Origin of the sequence: Oceaniradius stylonematis (assembly GCF_003149475.2) — a bacterium.
In the GTDB taxonomy this organism is placed as follows: Bacteria; Pseudomonadota; Alphaproteobacteria; order Rhizobiales; family Rhizobiaceae; genus Roseitalea; species Roseitalea stylonematis.
Genome location: NZ_QFWV02000004.1, coordinates 47,184 through 66,665, shown reverse-complemented (window position 1 = coordinate 66,665; position 19,482 = coordinate 47,184). Strand labels below are relative to the sequence as shown.

The 19,482-nt window shown below is 66.3% G+C and carries 20 protein-coding genes and 1 pseudogene; 12 read left to right on the top strand and 9 right to left on the bottom strand.

All coding sequences use genetic code 11. The annotated features are described in order from the left end of the window. Window positions 1–13 precede the first annotated feature (13 nt). Window positions 14–1,051: a LysR family transcriptional regulator gene (locus DEM25_RS04000; protein WP_109767859.1), complete on the bottom strand. Its 1,038-nt coding sequence runs from the start codon at window positions 1,049–1,051 to the stop codon at window positions 14–16. 312 nt (window positions 1,052–1,363) lie between these two features. Between DEM25_RS04000 and DEM25_RS03995 the strand changes: the two genes are divergently transcribed. The 4 genes from DEM25_RS03995 to glcF are packed head-to-tail and all read left to right on the top strand — an operon-like array spanning window position 1,364 to window position 5,811. Beyond that, window positions 1,364–2,767, top strand: a complete 1,404-nt coding sequence (locus DEM25_RS03995) for an FAD-binding oxidoreductase (protein ID WP_109767860.1) — start codon at window positions 1,364–1,366, stop codon at window positions 2,765–2,767. A gap of 2 nt (window positions 2,768–2,769) precedes the next feature. Next, a complete protein-coding gene (gene glcE / locus DEM25_RS03990; RefSeq protein WP_109767861.1) occupies window positions 2,770–4,005 on the top strand; it encodes a glycolate oxidase subunit GlcE in 1,236 nt (411 codons plus the stop codon). A 26-nt stretch (window positions 4,006–4,031) separates the two neighbouring features. Continuing rightward, window positions 4,032–4,424: a DUF4870 family protein gene (locus DEM25_RS03985; RefSeq protein WP_109767808.1), complete on the top strand. Its 393-nt coding sequence runs from the start codon at window positions 4,032–4,034 to the stop codon at window positions 4,422–4,424. Between the two features lie 31 nt (window positions 4,425–4,455). After that, complete coding sequence (gene glcF, locus DEM25_RS03980; protein WP_109767809.1) at window positions 4,456–5,811, top strand: glycolate oxidase subunit GlcF; 1,356 nt, start codon at window positions 4,456–4,458, stop codon at window positions 5,809–5,811. 47 nt (window positions 5,812–5,858) lie between these two features. Here glcF and DEM25_RS03975 read toward each other — a convergent pair whose 3' ends face one another. The 3 genes from DEM25_RS03975 to DEM25_RS03965 form a co-directional block, all read right to left on the bottom strand. Continuing rightward, window positions 5,859–6,176: an outer membrane protein gene (locus DEM25_RS03975; RefSeq protein WP_120222628.1), complete on the bottom strand. Its 318-nt coding sequence runs from the start codon at window positions 6,174–6,176 to the stop codon at window positions 5,859–5,861. Between the two features lie 536 nt (window positions 6,177–6,712). Further along, entirely contained in the window at window positions 6,713–7,369 is a 657-nt protein-coding gene (locus DEM25_RS03970) for an outer membrane protein (RefSeq protein ID WP_109767811.1), read from the bottom strand. A 119-nt stretch (window positions 7,370–7,488) separates the two neighbouring features. Beyond that, a complete protein-coding gene (locus DEM25_RS03965; protein WP_109767812.1) occupies window positions 7,489–8,238 on the bottom strand; it encodes a L,D-transpeptidase in 750 nt (249 codons plus the stop codon). Window positions 8,239–8,429: 191 nt separating this feature from the next. On the opposite strand from DEM25_RS03965, the gene DEM25_RS03960 reads away from it, so the two are divergent. The 3 genes from DEM25_RS03960 to DEM25_RS03950 all read left to right on the top strand — a co-directional run bounded on the left by DEM25_RS03960 (window position 8,430) and on the right by DEM25_RS03950 (window position 10,000). After that, a complete protein-coding gene (locus DEM25_RS03960) occupies window positions 8,430–9,071 on the top strand; it encodes a DNA-3-methyladenine glycosylase I (RefSeq protein WP_109767813.1) in 642 nt (213 codons plus the stop codon). Continuing rightward, window positions 9,068–9,430: a DUF1801 domain-containing protein gene (locus DEM25_RS03955; RefSeq protein WP_109767814.1), complete on the top strand. Its 363-nt coding sequence runs from the start codon at window positions 9,068–9,070 to the stop codon at window positions 9,428–9,430. Before DEM25_RS03960 ends, DEM25_RS03955 begins: the two co-directional genes overlap by 4 nt. A 96-nt stretch (window positions 9,431–9,526) precedes the next feature. Further along, complete coding sequence (locus tag DEM25_RS03950; protein ID WP_196780265.1) at window positions 9,527–10,000, top strand: BA14K family protein; 474 nt, start codon at window positions 9,527–9,529, stop codon at window positions 9,998–10,000. Here the strand turns inward: DEM25_RS03950 and DEM25_RS03945 are convergent. Further along, window positions 9,994–10,872 (bottom strand): DMT family transporter, encoded by an 879-nt coding sequence (locus DEM25_RS03945; RefSeq protein ID WP_109767815.1) that lies wholly within the window; start codon window positions 10,870–10,872, stop codon window positions 9,994–9,996. The two genes, DEM25_RS03950 and DEM25_RS03945, sit on opposite strands and share 7 nt — an antisense overlap. Window positions 10,873–11,013: 141 nt before the next feature. Between DEM25_RS03945 and hisS the strand changes: the two are divergent. The 4 genes and pseudogenes from hisS to hisG all read left to right on the top strand — a co-directional run bounded on the left by hisS (window position 11,014) and on the right by hisG (window position 15,090). Continuing rightward, window positions 11,014–12,514, top strand: a pseudogene (gene hisS / locus DEM25_RS03940) (histidine--tRNA ligase). 176 nt (window positions 12,515–12,690) lie between these two features. Further along, the gene (locus DEM25_RS03935) at window positions 12,691–13,056 is read left to right on the top strand and encodes an endonuclease domain-containing protein (RefSeq protein ID WP_109767817.1); all 366 of its coding nucleotides are present in this window, start codon (window positions 12,691–12,693) and stop codon (window positions 13,054–13,056) included. A gap of 202 nt (window positions 13,057–13,258) precedes the next feature. Then, window positions 13,259–14,380, top strand: coding sequence for an ATP phosphoribosyltransferase regulatory subunit (locus tag DEM25_RS03930; protein ID WP_109767819.1), 1,122 nt, complete (start codon window positions 13,259–13,261; stop codon window positions 14,378–14,380). Next, window positions 14,377–15,090 carry an ATP phosphoribosyltransferase gene (hisG, locus tag DEM25_RS03925; RefSeq protein ID WP_109767820.1) on the top strand — a complete coding sequence of 238 codons (714 nt, stop codon included), beginning with the start codon at window positions 14,377–14,379 and terminating at the stop codon, window positions 15,088–15,090. The genes DEM25_RS03930 and hisG overlap by 4 nt, the downstream gene beginning before the upstream one ends. A gap of 160 nt (window positions 15,091–15,250) precedes the next feature. Here hisG and DEM25_RS03920 read toward each other — a convergent pair whose 3' ends face one another. Next, on the bottom strand, window positions 15,251–15,736 hold the full coding sequence (locus tag DEM25_RS03920; RefSeq protein WP_196780264.1) for a DUF427 domain-containing protein: 486 nt from the start codon (window positions 15,734–15,736) through the stop codon (window positions 15,251–15,253). Window positions 15,737–15,749: 13 nt separating this feature from the next. Further along, window positions 15,750–17,150, bottom strand: a complete 1,401-nt coding sequence (fumC, locus tag DEM25_RS03915) for a class II fumarate hydratase (RefSeq protein ID WP_109767864.1) — start codon at window positions 17,148–17,150, stop codon at window positions 15,750–15,752. A gap of 156 nt (window positions 17,151–17,306) precedes the next feature. Between fumC and DEM25_RS03910 the strand changes: the two genes are divergently transcribed. Then, window positions 17,307–18,011: a glutathione S-transferase family protein gene (locus tag DEM25_RS03910; RefSeq protein WP_109767865.1), complete on the top strand. Its 705-nt coding sequence runs from the start codon at window positions 17,307–17,309 to the stop codon at window positions 18,009–18,011. Between the two features lie 15 nt (window positions 18,012–18,026). Here DEM25_RS03910 and DEM25_RS03905 read toward each other — a convergent pair whose 3' ends face one another. Both DEM25_RS03905 and DEM25_RS03900 read right to left on the bottom strand, forming a co-directional pair. Beyond that, window positions 18,027–18,461 carry a universal stress protein gene (locus DEM25_RS03905; RefSeq protein ID WP_109767821.1) on the bottom strand — a complete coding sequence of 145 codons (435 nt, stop codon included), beginning with the start codon at window positions 18,459–18,461 and terminating at the stop codon, window positions 18,027–18,029. 93 nt (window positions 18,462–18,554) lie between these two features. Next, a complete protein-coding gene (locus DEM25_RS03900) occupies window positions 18,555–19,391 on the bottom strand; it encodes a TIGR01459 family HAD-type hydrolase (protein ID WP_109767866.1) in 837 nt (278 codons plus the stop codon). Window positions 19,392–19,482: the final 91 nt, after the last annotated feature.

The window sequence follows — 19,482 nt, the reverse complement described above, 5'->3', positions numbered from 1 at the left end:
GCGGACGAGGCGATTATTCGCCTGCCGGAGCACCGTCCCCGTGCCCGTTGGCGCCATTGCCCCGATAGCCGCTCGGCGGACCCTTCGGGTTGCCCGGCCGCTGCGGCGCATCGTCCGGCGCGGCCCTGTTGTCGCGGCCATGTCCGGCTTGGGCGCCGCGTTCCCAATAGGGCACCGAGCCAAACAGATCGGCGAAATGATCGATGAAAAGGCGGACCTTGACCGGCAGGAACTGGCGCGACGGATAGATCGCATAGATGCCCACATTGGTTGCGCTCTCATGGTCCGGCAGCAATTGCACCAGCCGGCCGGCGGCCAGCTCGTCGCCGACATCCCAGGTCGAGCGCAGCGCCACTCCGAGGCCTGCCAGCACCGCCTCGCGGATCACTTCGGACGAGTTGGTTTGCAGATTGCCCTGCGGCCTGAAGCTCGCATCGCCGTCCGGACCCTCGAACCGCCAGATGTCCGATGCCTGGTGTGTCAGGCAATTATGGTCGGCCAGGTCGGCCAGGGTCTCGGGACGTCCATGCTCGGCCAGATAGTCCGGCGTCGCGCACAGAACCCGGCGCACCGGCGCCAGTTTGCGCGCCACAAGACTCGAATCGGCCAGCTCGGCGATGCGGATGGCCACGTCGAACCCTTCGCCGACGATATCCACCAGATCGTCGGACAGGAGCATGTTCACCGACAGGTCCGCATTGGCTTTCATGAAGGGGGCAAGATGCGGCGCGATATGCATGCGGCCGAACGAGGTCGGCGCACTGACTTTCAACGTGCCCCGCGCATGCGCCGACCGCCGCGAGACGAACGCCTCGGCCTCTTCGACCCCGGCAAGTATGGCGACAACCCGTTCGTAAAAACCCTGTCCGGCCTCGGTCAGCGCGATCTGCCGCGTCGTGCGCTGCAACAGCCGCGTGCCCAGACGGTCTTCGAGCCGGCGCAGGCGTTTTGAAACGACGGCCGGCGACAGGCCCAGTTCCCGCCCGGCGGCGGACATGCTGCCGGCCGCCACGACCCGGGCGAAAATCTCCAAATCTCCAAAATTGCTCATGCCCACTCGGATGCCATCGTTGCCGGCCGCGGCGCGAGACAAGCCGCCGCCGGCCGTCGGTTGAGGTCGTCCAAGTCGGGGAAATGGGGCGCCTCCGGCGAAAGTCCAGCAAAAGTAGAAATCGCGGTTGCAGATTCGCGCATTGCAACGTCACGGGATAAGTGGTAAATAATCTTTACCAGTGAAAGCCGAGGAGCGGAGCCGCCGTGCTGTGGCCATTGTCGGCCACGACCCATAAGATGGCATCGCCCTTGTCGGCGGGAGGAGAACACCGTGCAGGAAATCGCGTTTCTGGAGCCCGATCCGGCCATCATGGCCCGCCGCGAGGAGATCGCCGCCGGCCTTGCCGCGCTCTTATCGGGCGAAGGCCTCGTCACCGATCCGCGCGAACTGGTGCCGTTCGAGACCGATGCCTTTACCGCCTACAGGCGCGTGCCGCTCGCGGTCGTTCTGCCCGCGACCACTGGGGAGGTGGCTGCGGTGCTGAGATATTGCGCCGAACAGGGCGTGCCGGTGGTGCCCCGAGGCGCCGGAACCTCGCTCGCCGGCGGCGCGATCCCGCAGGAGGATGCCGTCGTCATCGGCGTCAGCCGGATGAGCCGCATTCTCGAGGTCGATTATGACAACCGCACCGCCACGGTGCAGGCGGGAGCGACGAACCTGTCGATCTCCGACCGCGTGGCGGCGGACGGCTTCTTCTATGCCCCCGATCCGTCCTCGCAGCTTGCATGCACGATCGCCGGCAACATCGCGATGAATTCCGGCGGCGCCCATTGCCTCAAATATGGCGTGACGACCAACAATCTGCTCGGCGCCAGGCTTGTCCTGATGGACGGAACGATCATCGAACTGGGCGGCAAGGCGCTAGACGCGCCCGGGCTCGATCTGCTTGGCCTCCTGTGCGGTTCGGAGGGCCAGATCGGCATCATCACGGAGGCGACAGTCCGGCTTCTGGCCAGACCCGAAGGCGCGCGCCCGGTCCTGTTCGGGTTCGATTCCTCGGAAGTCGCCGGCGCCTGCGTTTCGGAAATCATCGGCTCGGGCATCATACCGGTCGCCATCGAATTCATGGACAAGCCGGCCATCGAGATCTGCGAGGCCTTCGCCAAGGCCGGCTATCCTCTCGACGTCGAGGCGCTGCTGATCATCGAAGTGGAGGGATCGGACGCCGAGATGGACGCGATGCTGGCGCGGATCATCGCCATCGCCAAGAAGCACGGCGTCAAGTCGGTCAAGGAAAGCCAGTCGGCAACCCAGGCCGCGCAGATCTGGAAGGGCCGCAAATCCGCCTTCGGCGCGACCGGCCGCATCGCCGACTATATCTGCATGGATGGTACCGTTCCGCTCGGACAGCTCTCCCACGTGCTGCGCGAGACCTACACCATCATCGAGCGCTACGGCCTGCGCGTCGCCAATGTGTTCCACGCCGGCGACGGCAACATGCACCCGCTGATCCTCTACAATGTCAACGATCCGGACGAGGCGCAAAAGGCCGAGGCGGCCGGCGCCGACATCTTGAAACTGTGCGTCGATGCGGGCGGCTGCCTGACCGGCGAACACGGCGTCGGCGTCGAAAAGCGCGACCTGATGCTGCACCAGTTCACCGAGACGGACCTGAACCAGCAGATGGCGGTCCGGGCCGCCTTCGATCCGGATTGGAGGCTCAACCCCTCCAAGGTCTTCCCGCTCGAACTCGACATGCGCAAGGCATCATGACGATGGCCGCGCCAGAAACGTTGACGCCGGCCAGCGAGGCCGAAGCCTGCGCCATGGTGGCCGAGGCAAGAGCTGCCGGCCGGACGCTCGCCATTTCCGGTGCCGGTTCCAAGAACGCCATCGGCCGGCCGGTCACCGCCGATGCCGCCATCGTGACGACCAGCCTGTCGGGCATCGTCGAATACAATCCCGAAGAGCTTGTGATCGTCGCGCGGGCCGGCACCCCGGTCGCCGAGATCGAGACGGCCCTGGCGGCCAACAATCAGGCCCTGATGTTCGAACCCTCCGACTGGAGCCGGCTTCTGGGCTCCGATGCGGGCCAGACGATCGGCGGCATTGCGGCGACCAACATGTCCGGCCCCCGGCGCATCATCGCCGGCGCCGCGCGCGACTCGCTGCTGGGCGTGCGCTTTGTCAACGGCAGGGGCGAAGCGATCAAGAATGGCGGCCGGGTGATGAAGAACGTCACGGGTCTCGATCTGGTCAAGCTGATGGCCGGCTCCTGGGGCACGCTGGGCCTGATCACCGAAACCGCCTTCAAGGTGCTGCCGCGCGCCGAGACCGAGACGACGCTGGTGATCGACGGTGCCGACGGCGCCGAGGCCGCGCGCCTGATGACCGCCGCCATGGGCACCAGCGCCGAGGTCTCCGGTGCGGCGCACCTGCCGGCCGCGTTGAGCGGTGCAGTCCTCGGCGCCGGCCATGAAAACCACGCATCGACGCTACTCCGCCTTGAAGGGTTCGCCGATTCGGTCGCCGAACGGATCAAGCGCCTCAAGCCGCAGATCGGCACAGGACGGCAGATCGCTGAACTCGATGCGGCCGCCTCGCAAAGGGCCTGGATCGCGATCCGCGATGTGCACCCGTTCGCCGATGGAAGCGACACCCCCGTCTGGCGCATCTCGGTGCCGCCGATGGCCGGCCACACCGTCGCCGGCCAAATTCTCGGCGCCGCCGCCGGCCAGGCCTTTTTCGACTGGCAGGGCGGGCTTGTCTGGCTGCGGTTCGACGGCGGAGATGCCCGGGCGGACCTGGTACGCGGTGCCGTCGCCACCCACGCCGGCGGCCATGCGCTTCTGGTCCGTGCCGCCGAAGACGTCCGTGCCCGGACGCCGGTTTTCCACCCCGAACCGGCGCCGGTTGCCGCGCTGAGCGAGCGGATTCGCGCTTCAATTGATCCCGATGGCGTGTTCAACTCTGGCCGCCGCGCGTTCAATTCCGGACGCGATGCGGCCTGACGCCATCGTTCAAGGGAAGTTCCATCATGAGCAATCCGTCCAATCCGCCCGAACCGGGCAGCAATCAGCCGATCTCCACCGAAGGCTGGTTCGACGCCGGTCCGCGCAACGCACAACTGATCTACATCCTTTATTTTGCCAGCATCATCACCGGCCTGACCGCGCTGATCGGCGTGGTGATGGCCTATCTCAATCGCGGCAAGGCTGGCGGCTATGTGGAAACCCACTACACTTGGCTGATCCGCACCTTCTGGATCGGCATCCTCTTCTCGCTGATCAGCTTCATCCTCGCCTTTGTCGGCATCGGTTTCCTCTTGATGATCGCGGTCGCGGTCTGGGTGATCATCCGCCTGGTCAAGGGCATCCAGGCGCTGGGCCGGGGTGAGCCGATCTCCGATCCGCTCACCTGGTGGATCTGAAGATTCGAGCCACAGCAACGGACACCTCGCCATGCAGACCAGTTTCACGCCCGAGCAGCTTGACGATCCGCACGTCGCCCATTCGGAGACGATCCTGCGCTCGTGCGTGCATTGCGGCTTCTGCACGGCGACCTGTCCGACCTATGTCACGCTCGGCAACGAGCTCGATTCGCCGCGCGGGCGCATCTATCTGATCAAGGAGATGCTCGAGAACGACCGGCCGGCCGACGCGAAGACGGTTCTGCACATCGACCGGTGCCTGTCGTGCCTCGCCTGCATGACCACCTGCCCGTCGGGCGTGAACTACATGCATCTGGTCGATCACGCCCGCGCGCATATCGAAAAGACCTATGAGCGGCCCTTCATGGATCGTCTGATCCGCACCATTCTGGCGCAGGTCCTGCCCTATCCGGGGCGGTTCAAGGCGTCGCTCTACGCGGCTCGGCTCGGTCGCCCGCTCGCGCCTCTGCTCAAATCGATCGGTCCGCTCAGGCGCTTCGGTGCCATGCTCGATCTGGCGCCGAAGAAGATCGCCAGACCGTCGCCCTATGCCCGACCCGGCGCCCATGCGCCGGCCAGCGAAACGCGCGGCCGCGTGGCGATCCTGACCGGTTGCGCCCAGCCCGTTCTCGATCCGGGCATCAATGAGGCGACGATCAAGCTTCTGACGCGCATCGGCGTGGAAGTCGTGGTCCCCAAGGGCGAGGGCTGCTGCGGCGCGCTGGTCCATCATATGGGCCGCGAGGACAAAGCGCTCGCCGACGCCAGGCGCAACGTCGATGCCTGGATGCGTGAGGTCGACAATGGCGGGCTCGACGCGATCATCATCACCGCCTCGGGCTGCGGCACGACGATCAAGGATTACGGCCACATGCTGCGGCTCGATCCGGCCTATGCCGAAAAGGCGGCCCGGGTCAGCGCGCTGGCGAAAGACATCACCGAGTATCTGGCGGGCATCGACCTGCCCGCCCCGTCGGTCGAACCCGGTTTGACGGTGGCATACCATTCCGCCTGCTCGATGCAGCATGGCCAGAGGATCACCACGCTGCCCAAGACGCTGCTGACCGCAGCCGGTTTCACGGTCAAGGACCCGCCCGAGGGGCATTTGTGCTGCGGCTCGGCGGGCACCTACAACATCATGCAGCCGGAAATCGCCACGCAGTTGAAGGAACGCAAGGTCCGCAACATCGAATCCACCCGGCCGGACGTGATCGCCACCGGCAATATCGGCTGCATCACGCAGATCGCGTCGGGCACCGACATCCCGATCGTCCACACGGTTGCGCTGTTGAACTGGGCCTATGGCGGCGACCGGCCGGCGGGTGTGCCGGAAGCGCGTGCCGGCAAGCGCACCAGTCTTGAAGCGCTGGTCGAGGCGGCCGAATGAAAAAGGCGGCCCTCAGGCCGCCCTCACTGCGCCATGTCGGTTGGGGCTCAGAACCCGTAGCGTACACCCAGCATGACCTGGTGCTGCTTGACCGGGACGTTGGTCACCGTGCCATCGACCGCCGTCAGGCTGATGTCGTTGACCTGGAAGTAACGGTAGCCCGCTTCCAGCGTGACCCGCTCGTCGACCTCATAGCCCACGCCGCCGCCGATCTGCCATGCAAGACCGGAATCCTTGTCGTTCATCGCTGTGACATTGCCCGGACCCAAGGGGCCCACCGGCGCTGCGAGGCCGACGCCATGGTTCTTGAAGTTGACCTCTGCAAGGCCGATGCCGCCTGAGATGAACGGCTTGAACNCCGCCATCGAGCGTCGTCGCGATGGCGACCAGGGTGTGGCTCTTGATCTCCGCCGAGATCAGGCCACCCTCGATTTCGCCGCGCAGGGCGACATTGCTGCCCCAGTCGAATTCGTAACCGACGGCGAGCGCGCCGCCAAAGCCCAAGCGGTCATAATCGTTGACGATGTTGGTCGGGACGACGGTCAGATTGAAATTGGTATCCGGCGTGAAGGCGCCGGCGATGCGCGCGGCGACATAGGCGCCGCTGAAGTCGCCGGCCATCGGCGCCTCGACAATGTCGAGATCGGCCGCCTGGGCCAGCGGGGCAACCAATACGGCGCTCATGCCGAACGAAAGCAGAAGGGTACGCATGGATCTGGTCCTGAACGAGCGGAGCCGGCGGACACGACCATACGCGCCGCCTTCCGGATGCGCGCATGGTTAACGAGCGGGGTTAATTCGGCGTTAAGTCGTCAACCTTGGCGCGCAGCCATGCGCCGCCACGGGACGATTGGCACGCCGTTCGCAGGCGTTGGTGGCATGAAAGCCGGCGACCGCGCGGTCAGAAATGGACGGAAACGCCGGCGACGAACGCGTTCAGGATGATGTTGGTTTCCAGCTTGGCGCCTTCGGTCAGCGTCACATTGTTCATCGCATAGTTGAACTGGTATTCGCCGAACACCGACAGCCAGTCGTTGATATGGTAGTTGGCGCCGACCTGCGCCTGCAGCGCGGCGCCGCCGACCTGGTAGTTGAAGGTGGTGCCCTCTGGGCGCGTCACTTCCACATGCGGGATGGAAAGGCCGGCACCGACACCGACATAGGGCTCGAACCCGTTCCAGCGGTCGAAGCGCCGCATCGCGCTGACCGTCAGGATGTTGATCCCGTCGGAGAACTCGAACCGTGTCCAGTTGTCGGTCTTGGGGAAGGTCGCCGCGTCCGCATAGACCTTGGCATGGGTGAAGTCGACCGACACGCCCCATTTCGGCATGTCGAGCCGCTCAAGCCAGTACGTGCCGCGCAGGCCCCAATAGGGCGGCATCTCGAACGACCGGCCGTCCCAGCCCGCCGTGAAACTTTCCGCGCCGATGCCGGTGACGGTCACAAGGCTGTGTGGCGCGGTCTGCCAGCCGCCATAGGCCGAAAACTGGAACTCGGCGGATGCGACGGCGGTGGACGACGCAAGGACTGCGGCGGCGATCAGGGATGTGCGTATCATGATGGTCTCTTCAATCCGTGACCATCCAATACTGGATGCGGGGCGTCGAGCCAATCAAATTCCGACCCGGTGTGACATCAAGTTCCCCGATGCGCCTGCGCCGGGGCACTTGAAGAGCGTCACCGCACGATCACATTGGCACCGACGCTGACGCGCGCATAAAGGTCCTTGACGTCCTCGTTGCGCATGCGGATGCAGCCCGAAGACACCGCCTGTCCGATTGTCCAGGGCTGGTTGGTGCCGTGAATGCGGTAGAGCGTCGAACCGAGATAGAGCGCCCGCGCGCCAAGCGGGTTCTGCGGTCCGCCTTCCATGAAGGTGGGCAGGTGCCGGCCCTTGCGCGCCTCGCGGGCGATCATCTCTGCGGGCGGGCGCCAGCTCGGCCATTCGGCCTTGCGGGTGATGCGCTCCGAACCGCGCCATTCGAACCCCTGTTTGCCGACGCCGACGCCATAGCGCTTGGCGGTGCCGTCGCCATTGACCAGATAGAGGAACCGGTCGGTCGTCTCGATGATGATCGTGCCGGCCGGCTCGCTGCCATGATAGGCCACCGTCTGCGGCAGGTAGATCGGATCGATGCCGCGCACCTGCGGCTGCGGCGGCTGCGCCAATGCGGCCTGCTGCTGCTGGCGGCGCGGCTGATAGACGCGGCGCTCGCCGGCCTGGCGGCGGGTGACGACGCGCGGCACGGACGCGCGAACGCCCTGCGCGCGGGGGTTCTGCAGCTGCATCACCCATGGCTGGCTCAAGTCCGGGCTGAGCACGATCGGCGGCGGCGTCGCATAGCGGTCGTTGGCCTGGGCCGGTCCGGCGATGAAAAGGGCGAACGCCGCGGCCAGTGCCGCCGCGCCGTGTCTGAGGTTCGTCATCGGTCGTACTCACTACTGTTTGGCCGATGGTTCCGGACCTCTGTCAGGAACCTTCGCCCCGGACCATGACTCCGCGCGCCAATCAAAATATGAATCGGGCTTCATAAAATGCGCCGTTCGCCGGAAACCGATTGGCAAGGTTAGCGGCGCGTTGTCGGCGGTGGTGAATGGCGGCTTAAGGGACACGGTTAATGACGGACGATCCATTGCCCGAGGGGCTTGTGCGCGGCGAGGACGGCAAGGTCCGCTGCTGGTGGCATGGCGGCAAGCCCGACTACATGGCCTATCACGACACCGAATGGGGCATGCCCGTCGGCGACGATCGCCGCCTGTTCGAAAAGATCTGTCTGGAAGGCTTCCAGTCGGGCCTTTCCTGGCTGACGATCCTCAGAAAGCGCGACAATTTCCGCGCCGGGTTTGCCGGCTTCGATTTCGACACAGTGGCCGGGTTCGGCGACGCGGACATCGAGCGCCTTCTGGCCGATGCGGGTATCGTTCGCCATCGGGGCAAGATCGTCTCGACCATCAACAATGCGAAACGTGCGCGCGAAATGCGCGACGAGTTCGGCTCGCTTGCCGCCTTTTTCTGGGCGCGAGAGCCCGGCGCGGACGAGCGGCCTGCCATTGCCGATTATGCCGCGCTCACCGCCATGGCCAAGACGCCGACATCGACCACGATATCCAAGGAACTGAAAAAGCGCGGCTGGTCCTTTGTCGGGCCGACGACCGTCTACGCCTTCATGCAGGCGATGGGGCTGGTCAACGATCATTTGGAGGGCTGCCATTGCCGCCCGGCGGTCGAGGCGGCCCGCGCCGCGTTCGTCCGGCCATGAGCGGGCGGGCGCGAACGCTGATCCTTCAGGCCGCAGCCGAGACCGACGCCGTCGGCGAGTTGGCCGAGAGCGTCAAATGGGGTGAGCCGAGCTTTGCACCCGCAAGGCCGCGCATCGGCAGTTCGGTGCGCATCCAGGAGCGGCCGAACGGCGACGAGGCGCTGATGTTCATCTGCCATATCGGGCTGGTCGATGAATTCCGCGACCTTTACGGCGACACGCTCGCATTCGAGGGCAATCGCGCCATCGTGCTGCCCGCCGGCGAACCGGTTGACGAGGCCGCGATCCGGCACTGCATCGCGCTGGCGCTGACCTGGCACCGGCGCAAAAAGAAAAGCGGGCGCGTTCGACGGCATTAACCACACAATCATGCCGCACCTTGTCTCTTGGTCCTTTCCCGGGATTCATGCTTTATTAACCGCGTAGGGACCGCAAACCATCACGGGAGTGTTCCGATGAAATTCAGGCAAATCGCAATCGCGGCGGCTATGGCCGTGGCCGCGGGGCTGGCCCTGACGCCCTCGGCCGACGCCATGCCGGCGCCGAAGCTGACCGCCGACGCGCTGGCGGCCGGATCGTCCGGCATCGTCCATGTCGGCGGGCGCGGCCACGTCAGCGTCGGCATCCGCTGGAGCGGCGGCCACGTCTACTACAACGGCTATCGCGGCTATCACCGCCAGCGGCACGGCTATCGCCGCCATCATGGCTACTGGTTCCCGCACCGCGCCTTCGTGGTCGTCGTGCCGCGCTACCGCTACATTCCGGTGCAGCCCTATCATCCGCCGCGTGCCGTGCATCCGCGCATCATCCGGCTGAGCCACGCGCACAAGCAATGGTGCGAGCATCGCTACCGGTCCTACAGGCTGCGCGACAACACGTTCCAGCCCTATCACGGGCCGCGCCGGCCCTGCGTGTCGCCCTATTACTGATCCGACCGGGTGACGGCGGACGGTGCCGGCCCGCGCCGGCCGCGCGCGACGATGGCGACGGCAACGCCGCCCAGGATGGCGGTCGAGGCGAGGGCGAAGCGCAGCGTCAGCGGTTCGCCCAGGAACGCGATGCCGCCGAGCGCGGCGATCACCGGCACGGTGAGCTGCACGATGCCGGCCTGCGTCACGGTCAGCGATCCGAGCACGCGATACCACAGCGCATAGCCGAGACCGGACGCCAGCGCCCCTGACGCCACAGCCATGAGGACGCCGAACGGGCTTGCCGCAAGGCCGGCCAGTCCAATGAGGGCGAGCCCGACGCCGAGCGGCGCCGCGAGCACGAAGGCCCCCGCCGTGCCGGCCAGCGGATCGCCGACACCGCGTCCACGCAGCGAATAGATGCCCCAGGCAATGCCCGCACCGGCCATCAGCGCCGCGCCGAGCGGATCGGGCGCGGCCAGCCCCGGCGAGACCAGCCAGACGAAAGCGGCAAAGGCGGCGATCAGCCCCAGCCATTCGAGCGGCAAGGGCCTGTCGCCCCGCGCCACCGCCCAACCGATCATCGTCGCTTGCACGCAGGCAAAAAGGATCAGCGCGCCGATGCCAGTCTCAAGCGCCACATAGGCGTAGGAAAAGCCGGCCGCATAGCCGAACAGCGCCAGCGCGGACACGAGAGAGCCGGCTGACCGGATGCGGCTTCGCCCGCGCGCGCCGAGGCCGACCAGCAGCACCAGCATCAGCGCGCCGGCGAGGATGCGGATCAGCGTGTAGCTGGCCGGGTCCATCGCGCCATCGCCCAGCGCCAGCCGCGCAAAGACGGAGTTGGCGGCAAAGGCGGTCATGGTCAGGGCGGTGAGAAGAAAAAGGCGCATCGGGTTCCGTTAGCACAGCTGGCGCGCCGCGCCCGTCATTTTGCCGGCACCGGCGCGTGAACGCCGCCTCGTCTTGCGGCGCGTTTGCGGGTCGTCTAGGAGACGCGCGACCCACACACCCGATGAAACGGCGCTTTCCTCATGTCCGACAAGAAGACCAAAAAGCCGCAAAAGCTGAGAGCGCGCCTGCCGCGCGGGTTCACCGACCGCAGCGCCTCGGACATACGCACGACCGATGAGATGGTGGCGAAGATCCGCGCCGTGTTCGAGCGCTATGGCTTCGATCCGGTCGAGACGCCGGCGTTCGAATATACCGACGCGCTCGGCAAGTTCCTGCCCGACCAGGACCGGCCGAACGAGGGCGTCTTCTCGCTGCAGGACGATGACGAGCAGTGGATGAGCCTGCGCTACGACCTGACCGCGCCGCTCGCGCGTCATGTGGCGCAGAACATCAATGAAATCGCGCTGCCCTACCGCACCTATCGGCAGGGCTGGGTGTTTCGCAACGAAAAGCCGGGGCCGGGCCGCTTCCGCCAGTTCATGCAGTTCGACGCCGATACGGTCGGCGCGCCAGGCGTGCAGGCCGACGCCGAAATGGCGATGATGATGGCCGACACGATGGAGGCGCTGGGGATTGCGCGCGGCGACTATGTGATCCGCGTCAACAATAGGAAGGTGCTGGATGGCGNAGCTGGACCGGCTCGGCATTGACGGCGTGCGGCAACTGCTCGGCGAGGGTCGCAAGGATGAGAGCGGGGACTTCACGCCGGGGGCGGATTTGGAGGAGAGGCAATCCGATAGCCTTCTAGGATTGGTGTTGACCAGATGGACCGACCCGGTCGGAGCCACGCCTACGGATTCGGGCGGGGCGGAGATAGAGTTGTGGGCGCCGGAGCTTGGCCTCGATAGAGATCAGATCTCCCAGCTTGGTGCACTCGATAATGCCCGATTGTCGGACGGTCTGAGCGAACTTCTGCAAGTCAAACGTATTTGCTGGTCGGCAGGCTACGGGGACGATAGAATACGGATTGATCAAACGGTCGTCCGCGGTCTCGAATACTATACCGGCCCCGTCTACGAGGCCGAACTGCTGTTCGATGTCGTCAACGAGAAGGGCGAGACGGTGCAGTTCGGCTCGGTCGGCGGCGGCGGGCGCTATGACGGCCTCGTCAAGCGCTTCACCGGACAGGATGTGCCCGCGACCGGCTTTTCCATCGGCGTCTCGCGCCTGATGACGGCGCTGAAAAACCTCGGCAAGCTCGGCGCCGACGAGATGGTCGCGCCGGTGCTTGTCACCGTCATGGACGGGGACACCGAGGCGCTCGGCCGCTACCAGAAGATGACGCAGGACCTTCGTGAAGCCGGCATCCGCGCCGAGATGTATCAGGGCAACTGGAAGAAGTTCGGCAACCAGCTCCGCTATGCCGACCGGCGCGGCTGCCCGGTCGCGATCATCCAGGGCTCCGACGAACGCGAGCGCGGCATCGTCCAGATCAAGGACATGATCGAGGGCCGCAAGGAAGCCGCCGCCATCGAGAGCAACGAGGCATATCGCGCCGCCCGCCCGGGCCAGTTCGAAGTGGCCGAAGGCGATCTGGTGGCAGAGGTCACGAAACTGCTGGCGGCACAGGCGGGTGGGTGAATGTGCCACGGCGCAGTTACCCCCACCCTTCATCCCTCCCCTCAAGGGGGAGGGAAGACCTCGGCATTGCGCTCCAATATTATGAAGGTCGAGCCAGGCACAGCCCTTGATGAATCGGGCGAGATGCCTTGGTCCCCCCTCCCCCTTGAGGGGAGGGATGAAGGGTGGGGGTAGCGATGTCTCCGACGCGCGTAGAACGTTCTGCGATCAAGCGCGCCCGTTCGCTGCGCCGCGACATGACCGAGGGTGAAAGTCGCCTATGGTCTGAGCTGAAACAGTTCCGTGGCAACTACAGCGTCCACGTCCGTCGGCAGGCGCCCATCGGTCCATACATTGTCGATTTCGTCGTCCAGTCCCACCGCCTCGTCATCGAACTCGATGGCGAACATCATGCCACCGCCGTGGGCATGGCGCGCGATGCGCTGCGGGATGCAAAGCTCGCCGATCTGGGCTATCGCGTGCACCGGATCAACACCGGCGAACTGGACGAAAACCTCGATGGCTGCATTGAGACCCTTTTGCGGGAACTGGGCGTGACATGACACCGCGCCGTACCCCCACCCTTCATCCCTCCCCTCAAGGGGGAGGGAAGACCTTGGCATTGCGCCCCGATCTGCCGAAGGTCGAGCCAGGCGCCGCCGTTGATCAATTGCGCGAGGTGTCTTTGTCTTCCCTCCCCCTTGAGGGGAGGGATAAAGGGTGGGGGTATTGCGAGACGGTGATGCCCACCACGGGAATTACCCGATGAACGCCCATCGCTCCTTTGCCGCGCGGGCGGACATCGAGACCATCCTCGCCGGGCTCGGCGCGGCGCGCATCGATGTGCCGGTGCTGCAGCCGGCCGACCCGTTCCTCGACATGGCCGGCGAGGAACTGCGCCGGCGCATCTTCGTCACCCAGAGCGAGACGGGCGAGGCGCTGTGCCTGCGCCCCGAATTCACCATTCCCGTCTGCATGGCTCATCTGTCCGCGCAGAGCGGGCCGGCGCGGCACGGCTATGTCGGCACCGTCTTTCGCCAGCGCCGCGCCGGCGCCAGCGAATTCCTGCAGGCCGGCATCGAGGATATCGGCGCCGCCGACACGCTGGATGCCGATGCGCGCTCGGTGGCCGATGCGGCGACGATGATCGGCCGGCTGGGTGTGCCTGAAGGCGCGGTTGAAACCGTGCTCGGCGACCAGACGGTGTTCGATGCGGTGCTGGCAGCGCTCGGCCTGCCGGCCGGCTGGCGCCTGGCGCTGGCCCATGCCTTTGGCAGCGATGCGGCCCTTGCGGCGACGCTCGACCGGCTGTCGCGCCCCGCGCCGATGCCTGAGATGCCCGCCGCGATCGCCGATCCGGCCCGCGCCGGCGACCGGGCGGCGCTCGAAGCGGCGATCGCCGGCGAGATGCGCGCGGCGAGCCTGCCCGAAGCCGGCGGCCGTGCCGCTACCGACATAGCCGGCCGGCTGCTGGCAAAGGTCGAAGCGGCTCAACATCTGCCAGACCCCGCAAGGCTGGACGCGCTGCGTTCGTTTCTGGCCATCTCCGCACCGCTCGCTGCGGCGCCCGATGCTTTGGCGCAATGGCAGTCCGATGCCGGCGTCGACATTTCAGACGCCGTTGCCGCGCTGGCCGCCCGCACCGACGCGCTTGCCGCGCGCGGGCGTGATCCGCAGGCGACCACCTACCGGGCAAGCTTCGGCCGCCGGCTCGACTACTACACCGGGTTGGTCTTCGAAATGCGCAGCACCGGCGGCGACGTGCTCGCGGGCGGCGGGCGGTACGACCGGCTGCTGCCGCTGCTGGGCGCTGAGGCGCCAACGCCCGGCGTCGGCTTTTCGGTCTGGCTCGACCGGGTTGCCCGGGCTGCGGGAGGGGTGTCATGAGCATCGCCACGCTGGCCGTGCCCTCCAAGGGGCGCTTGCGCGAAACCGCGCTGGAACGGCTTGCCCAGGCGGGCTGGAACGTGGTGCCGCCCGCCGATGCGCGCTCCTATCGCGCCACGGTCAGGGGCCGTGACGATGTCGAGGTGGCGTTCCTGTCGGCCTCGGAGATCGCGCGCGAACTGGGCGCGGGCCGCATCGATGCGGGCATCACCGGCGAAGACCTGGTGCGCGAGGGATTGGCCGACAGCGAGGACCGGCTCGATTGCGCCGCCCGCCTCGGTTTCGGCCATGCCGACGTGGTCGTTGCCGTTCCCGAAGCCTGGTTCGATGTCGAGACCATGGCCGATCTGGGCGAGGTGGCGGCGGGCTTTCGCGCCCGCCACGGCCGCCGCCTGCGCATCGCGACGAAATACTGGCGGCTGACCCAGCGCCACTTTTCGCAAGAGCACGGCATCCAGCTCTACCGCATCATCGAGAGCCTGGGCGCCACCGAGGGCGCGCCGGCCGCCGGCCAGGCCGACATCATCGTCGACATTACGTCGACCGGCTCCACACTGCGCGCCAACCGGCTGAAGATCCTGTCGGACGGCGTGATCCTGCGCTCCGAAGCGTGTCTGTTCACCGCCAAACAAGGCGTGCCGCCGCAGATCGCCGCAATCGCGGCCCGGCTCTCTGCAAACGGCCAAAAAAAAGCCGCGCCATCGCGTTGAGCGAAGTGGCGCGGCGCAAAACTTCTCCGGGCGATCGGGGGCCCTTCAAAGGTGCCGGATTGCGGTTGATCGGGGGAACCATCGGACCGGCATGGCTGTCTACGCCACCGATCATGCCCGGATCACATTTCGTTAACTTTTTTGCCGGGCGTTTGCCCGCCTACCAATCGGTGGTGCCCGGCGCGCCCTTGACCGGCCCGGTGATCCGGCTTGTCACCCAGCCGCCGTAGAAGTTGCCGGGCTGCGGCGTGACGCGTTCGCCGCCGACGAAACAGGCGTCCATCGGTTCGGCATAGACGGCGAAAAAGCCCCTGATCGGGGCGAAGTCCGGTGTTGGGCGCAGATAGCACCACGCCGCGCGGCTGGCCCGCTGGCCGTTCGCCACGATGTCGAAATAGCTCGCTTGGCCCTTCCATTCGCACAGCGACGAACCCTCGCCGGGCTGCAGCACACCTTCTGCGTAGGCGGCCATCGGCAGATAGTAGGTCGGCGCGTGAAACGTCTCGATCACGCGGTATGCCTGGTCTGTCTCCGCGACGGTCTGTCCGGCAAAGACGATCCGGATGGTGTCGTCGACCCGCTCCAGCGCCGGCGGGCGCGGATAGTCTTCGACGTTCTCGATCACGCGCTTGGCCGGCCCGGTCACCGTCTGTGCCCTCTCATGTCCTGCGCCCGACCATCAACTCCGGACGAACGATCCGGTCGAAATCCTCGCCGGAGACATGGCCGCCGCCAACCGCTTCCTCGCGCAGGGTCGTGCCGTTGGCGTGCGCCGCCTTGGCGATCGCCGCCGCCGTGTCATAGCCGACATGGGGCGCGAGCGCCGTCACCAGCATCAGCGAGCGTTCGACCAGTTCCGCGATCCGCTCCCTGTCCGGTTCGATGCCTTCAAGGCAGCGCTCGGTGAACGATGCCATCGCGTCTGCGGCGAGCCGGATTGACTGCAGCACGTTGAGCGCGATCACCGGCTTGAAGACGTTCAGTTCGAAATGGCCCTGCGCGGCGGCCATGGTGATCGTCGTGTGGTTGCCCATGATCTGCGTTGCCACCATGGACAGCGCCTCGGCCTGGGTCGGGTTGACCTTGCCGGGCATGATCGAAGAACCGGGCTCGTTGGCCGGCAGGATCAGTTCGCCCAAGCCCGAGCGCGGCCCCGAGCCCAGAAAGCGGATGTCGTTGGCGATCTTGAACAGGTCGGCAGCCAGCGCGTTCAGGCTGCCGTGGAAATCGGTCAGCGCGGCGTGCGAGGCGAGCGCGGCAAACTTGTTGGGCGCGGTCTTGAAGGGCAGGCCGGTCGCCTCGGCAATGCGCGCGGCAAAGCCGGTCGCAAAACCCTTCGGCGCGTTCAGCCCGGTGCCGACCGCCGTGCCGCCCTGGGCCAGCGCATAAACGTTGACAAGGTCGTGGTCGATGCGCGTGCGCGACAGGTCCAGTGCCGCCGCATAGCCGGAAAACTCCTGCCCCAGGGTCAGCGGCGTCGCGTCCTGGGTATGGGTGCGGCCGATCTTGACGATATCGTCGAACTCTCGCGCCTTTTCGTTGAGGGCCGCAATCATCCGGTCGAGCGCCGGCAGCAGCCGGTCATGGGTCTCCAGCGCCGTGGCGATATGCATCGCCGTCGGAAACGTGTCGTTCGAAGACTGGCTGGCATTGACATGATCGTTCGGGTGCACCGGCACCTTCGAGCCCATCGCGCCGCCAAGCATTTCGATGGCCCGGTTGGCGATCACCTCATTGGCGTTCATGTTGGTCTGGGTGCCTGAGCCGGTCTGCCAGACGACAAGCGGGAAATGATCGTCCAGCGTGCCGTCGGCGACTTCGGCGGCCGCATCGGCAATGGCGCGAGCGATATCGGCATCGAGCACGCCGAGCGCCGCATTGGTCTCCGCCGCCGCCTTCTTGATCAACCCCAGCGCGCGGATCAGCGGCACCGGCATCCGCTCGTCGCCGATCGGGAAATTGCCGATGGAGCGCTGGGTCTGGGCGCCCCAATAGCGGTCGGCGGGCACCTCGACGGCGCCCATCGTGTCGGTTTCGGTGCGTGTGTCGGCCTGGCTCATCGCGATCTCCTTCGATCGGATATGGGTGCGCGGGCTTCCCGTCCAACCGACGGCCGAACTTTTTTGTGAACGCAGCGTCATGCGTGATGCGCTTGCATCGCTGCGCCCGGCGCTTAAGTGATGGCGCGCAACAAGCCGCGAGGCGGAGGGGACACCATGGCCAGGACACTCGACGATTTTCCGATCACGCGGCATTGGAAGCCGCGCAATCCCGAACTGCTGCAGCTCTATTCCTACCCCACGCCCAACGGGGTGAAGGTGTCGATCGCACTCGAGGAACTGGGCGTGCCCTATGACGCGCACACCGTGCCGCTGGGCGAGACGACGACACTGGCCTTCCTGTCGCTGAACCCCAACAACAAGATACCGGCGATCATCGATCCCGACGGACCCGATGGCGAACCGTTCGGCCTCTGGGAATCGGGCGCCATCCTCATCTATCTGGCTGAAAAGCATGGTGGACTTCTGCCATCGGGCGCGGCGCGGCGCGGCGAAACGCTGCAATGGCTGATGTTCCAGATGGGCGGCGTCGGGCCGATGTTCGGCCAGTATGGCTTCTTCGGCGTCTTCGCCGGCAAGGAAATCGAGGATCCGCGGCCCCGCGAGCGTTACGTGAACGAGGCGCGGCGGCTCCTGGGTGTGCTCGAAGGTCGGCTTGCCGATGGCCGCGACTGGATCATGGGCGACGAGTACACGATCGCCGACATCGCGATCTTCCCCTGGGTGCGCGGCGCCAAGATATTCTACAAGGCCGAAGAGCCGTTCGAGATGGCCGCGCGGCCAAACGTCATGGCGTGGCTCGACCGCTGCATCGCGCGCCCAGCCTCCGGGCGCGGACTCGTCCAGCCGCCGGTCGAGTGATCGCGTCGGTGCCGGTTACTTGACCGTCAGCACCGCGCATTCGGCCAGTTGCGAGACCTTGTGGGTGATGCTGCCGACGAGCAGCGACCCGAAGTCGCCCAGACCGCGGCGACCCATCACGATCAGGTCGGCGTTCTCGGCCTTCGCATATTCGACGATCACCCGGCCTGGATCGCCGGGCTGAACGTGTGTAACGGCATTGTCGATGCCTTGCTCGCCGACGATGGCCGTGGCCTTCTCGATGGCATCGGCGCCGGCCTTTTCAAGTTCCTCGGCGCTTGGCGGCAGCGGCACGGCCGAATAACCGACCATCATCGTTTCGCTGGCCACTTGCGGCGTGTGGACGATGTGCAGCCTCGCACCGTATTTCGAGGTGAGATCGCAGGCGGCCTTGAGTGCCTCCTGCGCATGGTCCGAGCCGTCATAGGCGGCGATGATGGTCTTGAACATGGGAGCGCTCCGCGTTTTCGTCCGAGCCTGCCGGCAGCGCGCGGCGCTTGCATTGATCTCGATCAGGTCGGCCGTGCCGCCCCGGGATGCCGGTCAGCGCAGATTGACCATGGTGGCCACCGGGTTCGCTCCGAAATCGTGCAGAAAGGCGGCCAGCCGCGCCGGGTCCGGCGCGCCCGGTTCGCCATATTCGCGCGCATGGATGCCGTCGGAGACGAACAACAGGTCGAACCCGTTGTCCATCGCGCCCTTGACGTCGGTGGTCATCCCGTCGCCGATGGCAAGCACCCGGCTCCTGTCGGCCGTCGCGCCGATCTGCGCCAGCGCCGCCTCATAGATCGGCGCGTGCGGCTTGCCGGCGATCAGCGTGCGCCCGCCCAGAAGCCCGTACGCGCGGGCGATCGCGCCTGCGCAATAGACAAGCCGGTCGCCGCGCTCGACGACGATGTCCGGATTGGCGCAGATCAGCGGCAGGTCGCGCGCCCGCAGCCGTGCCAGAAGGTCGGCATAGTCGTCCGGCGTTTCGCGCTCATCGTCGCGCGGCCCGGTCACCACGATCGCCGACGCCTCGAAATCCTCGACAAGCTCGACATCGATGCCGTCGAAGATCGGCAGGTCTTCCTCGGTGCCGATATGAAAGATGCGGCGCGGGCCCTCGGCGATCAGCGTGCGGGTGACGTCGCCCGATGTCACGATGCCGTCATGGCAGTCCGCCGGCACGCCCAATCGCGCCAGCTGCGCCAGCACCTGCGCGGTCGGCCGCGGCGAATTGGTGATCAGGATGACGGTCTTGCCCGCCTTGCGCGCCCGTTGCAGGGCTTCGCAGGCGGCCGGCCACGAAACCACGCCATTGTGCAGCACACCCCATACGTCGCACAGGATCGCGTCATAGCGATCGTGCAAAGCATCCAGCGTATCGATGTTGGCCATGGCCATGCCGCTCTCCGTCCTGCCCGACAACAAACCCGCCGGGCGCTTAACCCGGCGGGTCTTTCAAGTCACGGACTTTGCGGCGCTGGGG

Excerpts from the sequence above, each read along its gene's own strand:
- DEM25_RS04000 (WP_109767859.1), bottom strand. The coding sequence starts at position 1,051 with ATGAGCAATTTTGGAGATTTGGAGATTTTCGCCCGGGTCGTGGCGGCC.
- DEM25_RS03995 (WP_109767860.1), top strand. The coding sequence starts at position 1,364 with ATGGCCCGCCGCGAGGAGATCGCCGCCGGCCTTGCCGCGCTCTTATCG.
- glcE (WP_109767861.1), top strand. The coding sequence starts at position 2,770 with ATGGCCGCGCCAGAAACGTTGACGCCGGCCAGCGAGGCCGAAGCCTGC.
- DEM25_RS03985 (WP_109767808.1), top strand. The coding sequence starts at position 4,032 with ATGAGCAATCCGTCCAATCCGCCCGAACCGGGCAGCAATCAGCCGATC.
- glcF (WP_109767809.1), top strand. The coding sequence starts at position 4,456 with ATGCAGACCAGTTTCACGCCCGAGCAGCTTGACGATCCGCACGTCGCC.
- DEM25_RS03970 (WP_109767811.1), bottom strand. The coding sequence starts at position 7,369 with ATGATACGCACATCCCTGATCGCCGCCGCAGTCCTTGCGTCGTCCACC.
- DEM25_RS03965 (WP_109767812.1), bottom strand. The coding sequence starts at position 8,238 with ATGACGAACCTCAGACACGGCGCGGCGGCACTGGCCGCGGCGTTCGCC.
- DEM25_RS03960 (WP_109767813.1), top strand. The coding sequence starts at position 8,430 with ATGACGGACGATCCATTGCCCGAGGGGCTTGTGCGCGGCGAGGACGGC.
- DEM25_RS03955 (WP_109767814.1), top strand. The coding sequence starts at position 9,068 with ATGAGCGGGCGGGCGCGAACGCTGATCCTTCAGGCCGCAGCCGAGACC.
- DEM25_RS03950 (WP_196780265.1), top strand. The coding sequence starts at position 9,527 with ATGAAATTCAGGCAAATCGCAATCGCGGCGGCTATGGCCGTGGCCGCG.
- DEM25_RS03945 (WP_109767815.1), bottom strand. The coding sequence starts at position 10,872 with ATGCGCCTTTTTCTTCTCACCGCCCTGACCATGACCGCCTTTGCCGCC.
- DEM25_RS03935 (WP_109767817.1), top strand. The coding sequence starts at position 12,691 with ATGTCTCCGACGCGCGTAGAACGTTCTGCGATCAAGCGCGCCCGTTCG.
- DEM25_RS03930 (WP_109767819.1), top strand. The coding sequence starts at position 13,259 with ATGAACGCCCATCGCTCCTTTGCCGCGCGGGCGGACATCGAGACCATC.
- hisG (WP_109767820.1), top strand. The coding sequence starts at position 14,377 with ATGAGCATCGCCACGCTGGCCGTGCCCTCCAAGGGGCGCTTGCGCGAA.
- fumC (WP_109767864.1), bottom strand. The coding sequence starts at position 17,150 with ATGAGCCAGGCCGACACACGCACCGAAACCGACACGATGGGCGCCGTC.
- DEM25_RS03910 (WP_109767865.1), top strand. The coding sequence starts at position 17,307 with ATGGCCAGGACACTCGACGATTTTCCGATCACGCGGCATTGGAAGCCG.
- DEM25_RS03905 (WP_109767821.1), bottom strand. The coding sequence starts at position 18,461 with ATGTTCAAGACCATCATCGCCGCCTATGACGGCTCGGACCATGCGCAG.
- DEM25_RS03900 (WP_109767866.1), bottom strand. The coding sequence starts at position 19,391 with ATGGCCAACATCGATACGCTGGATGCTTTGCACGATCGCTATGACGCG.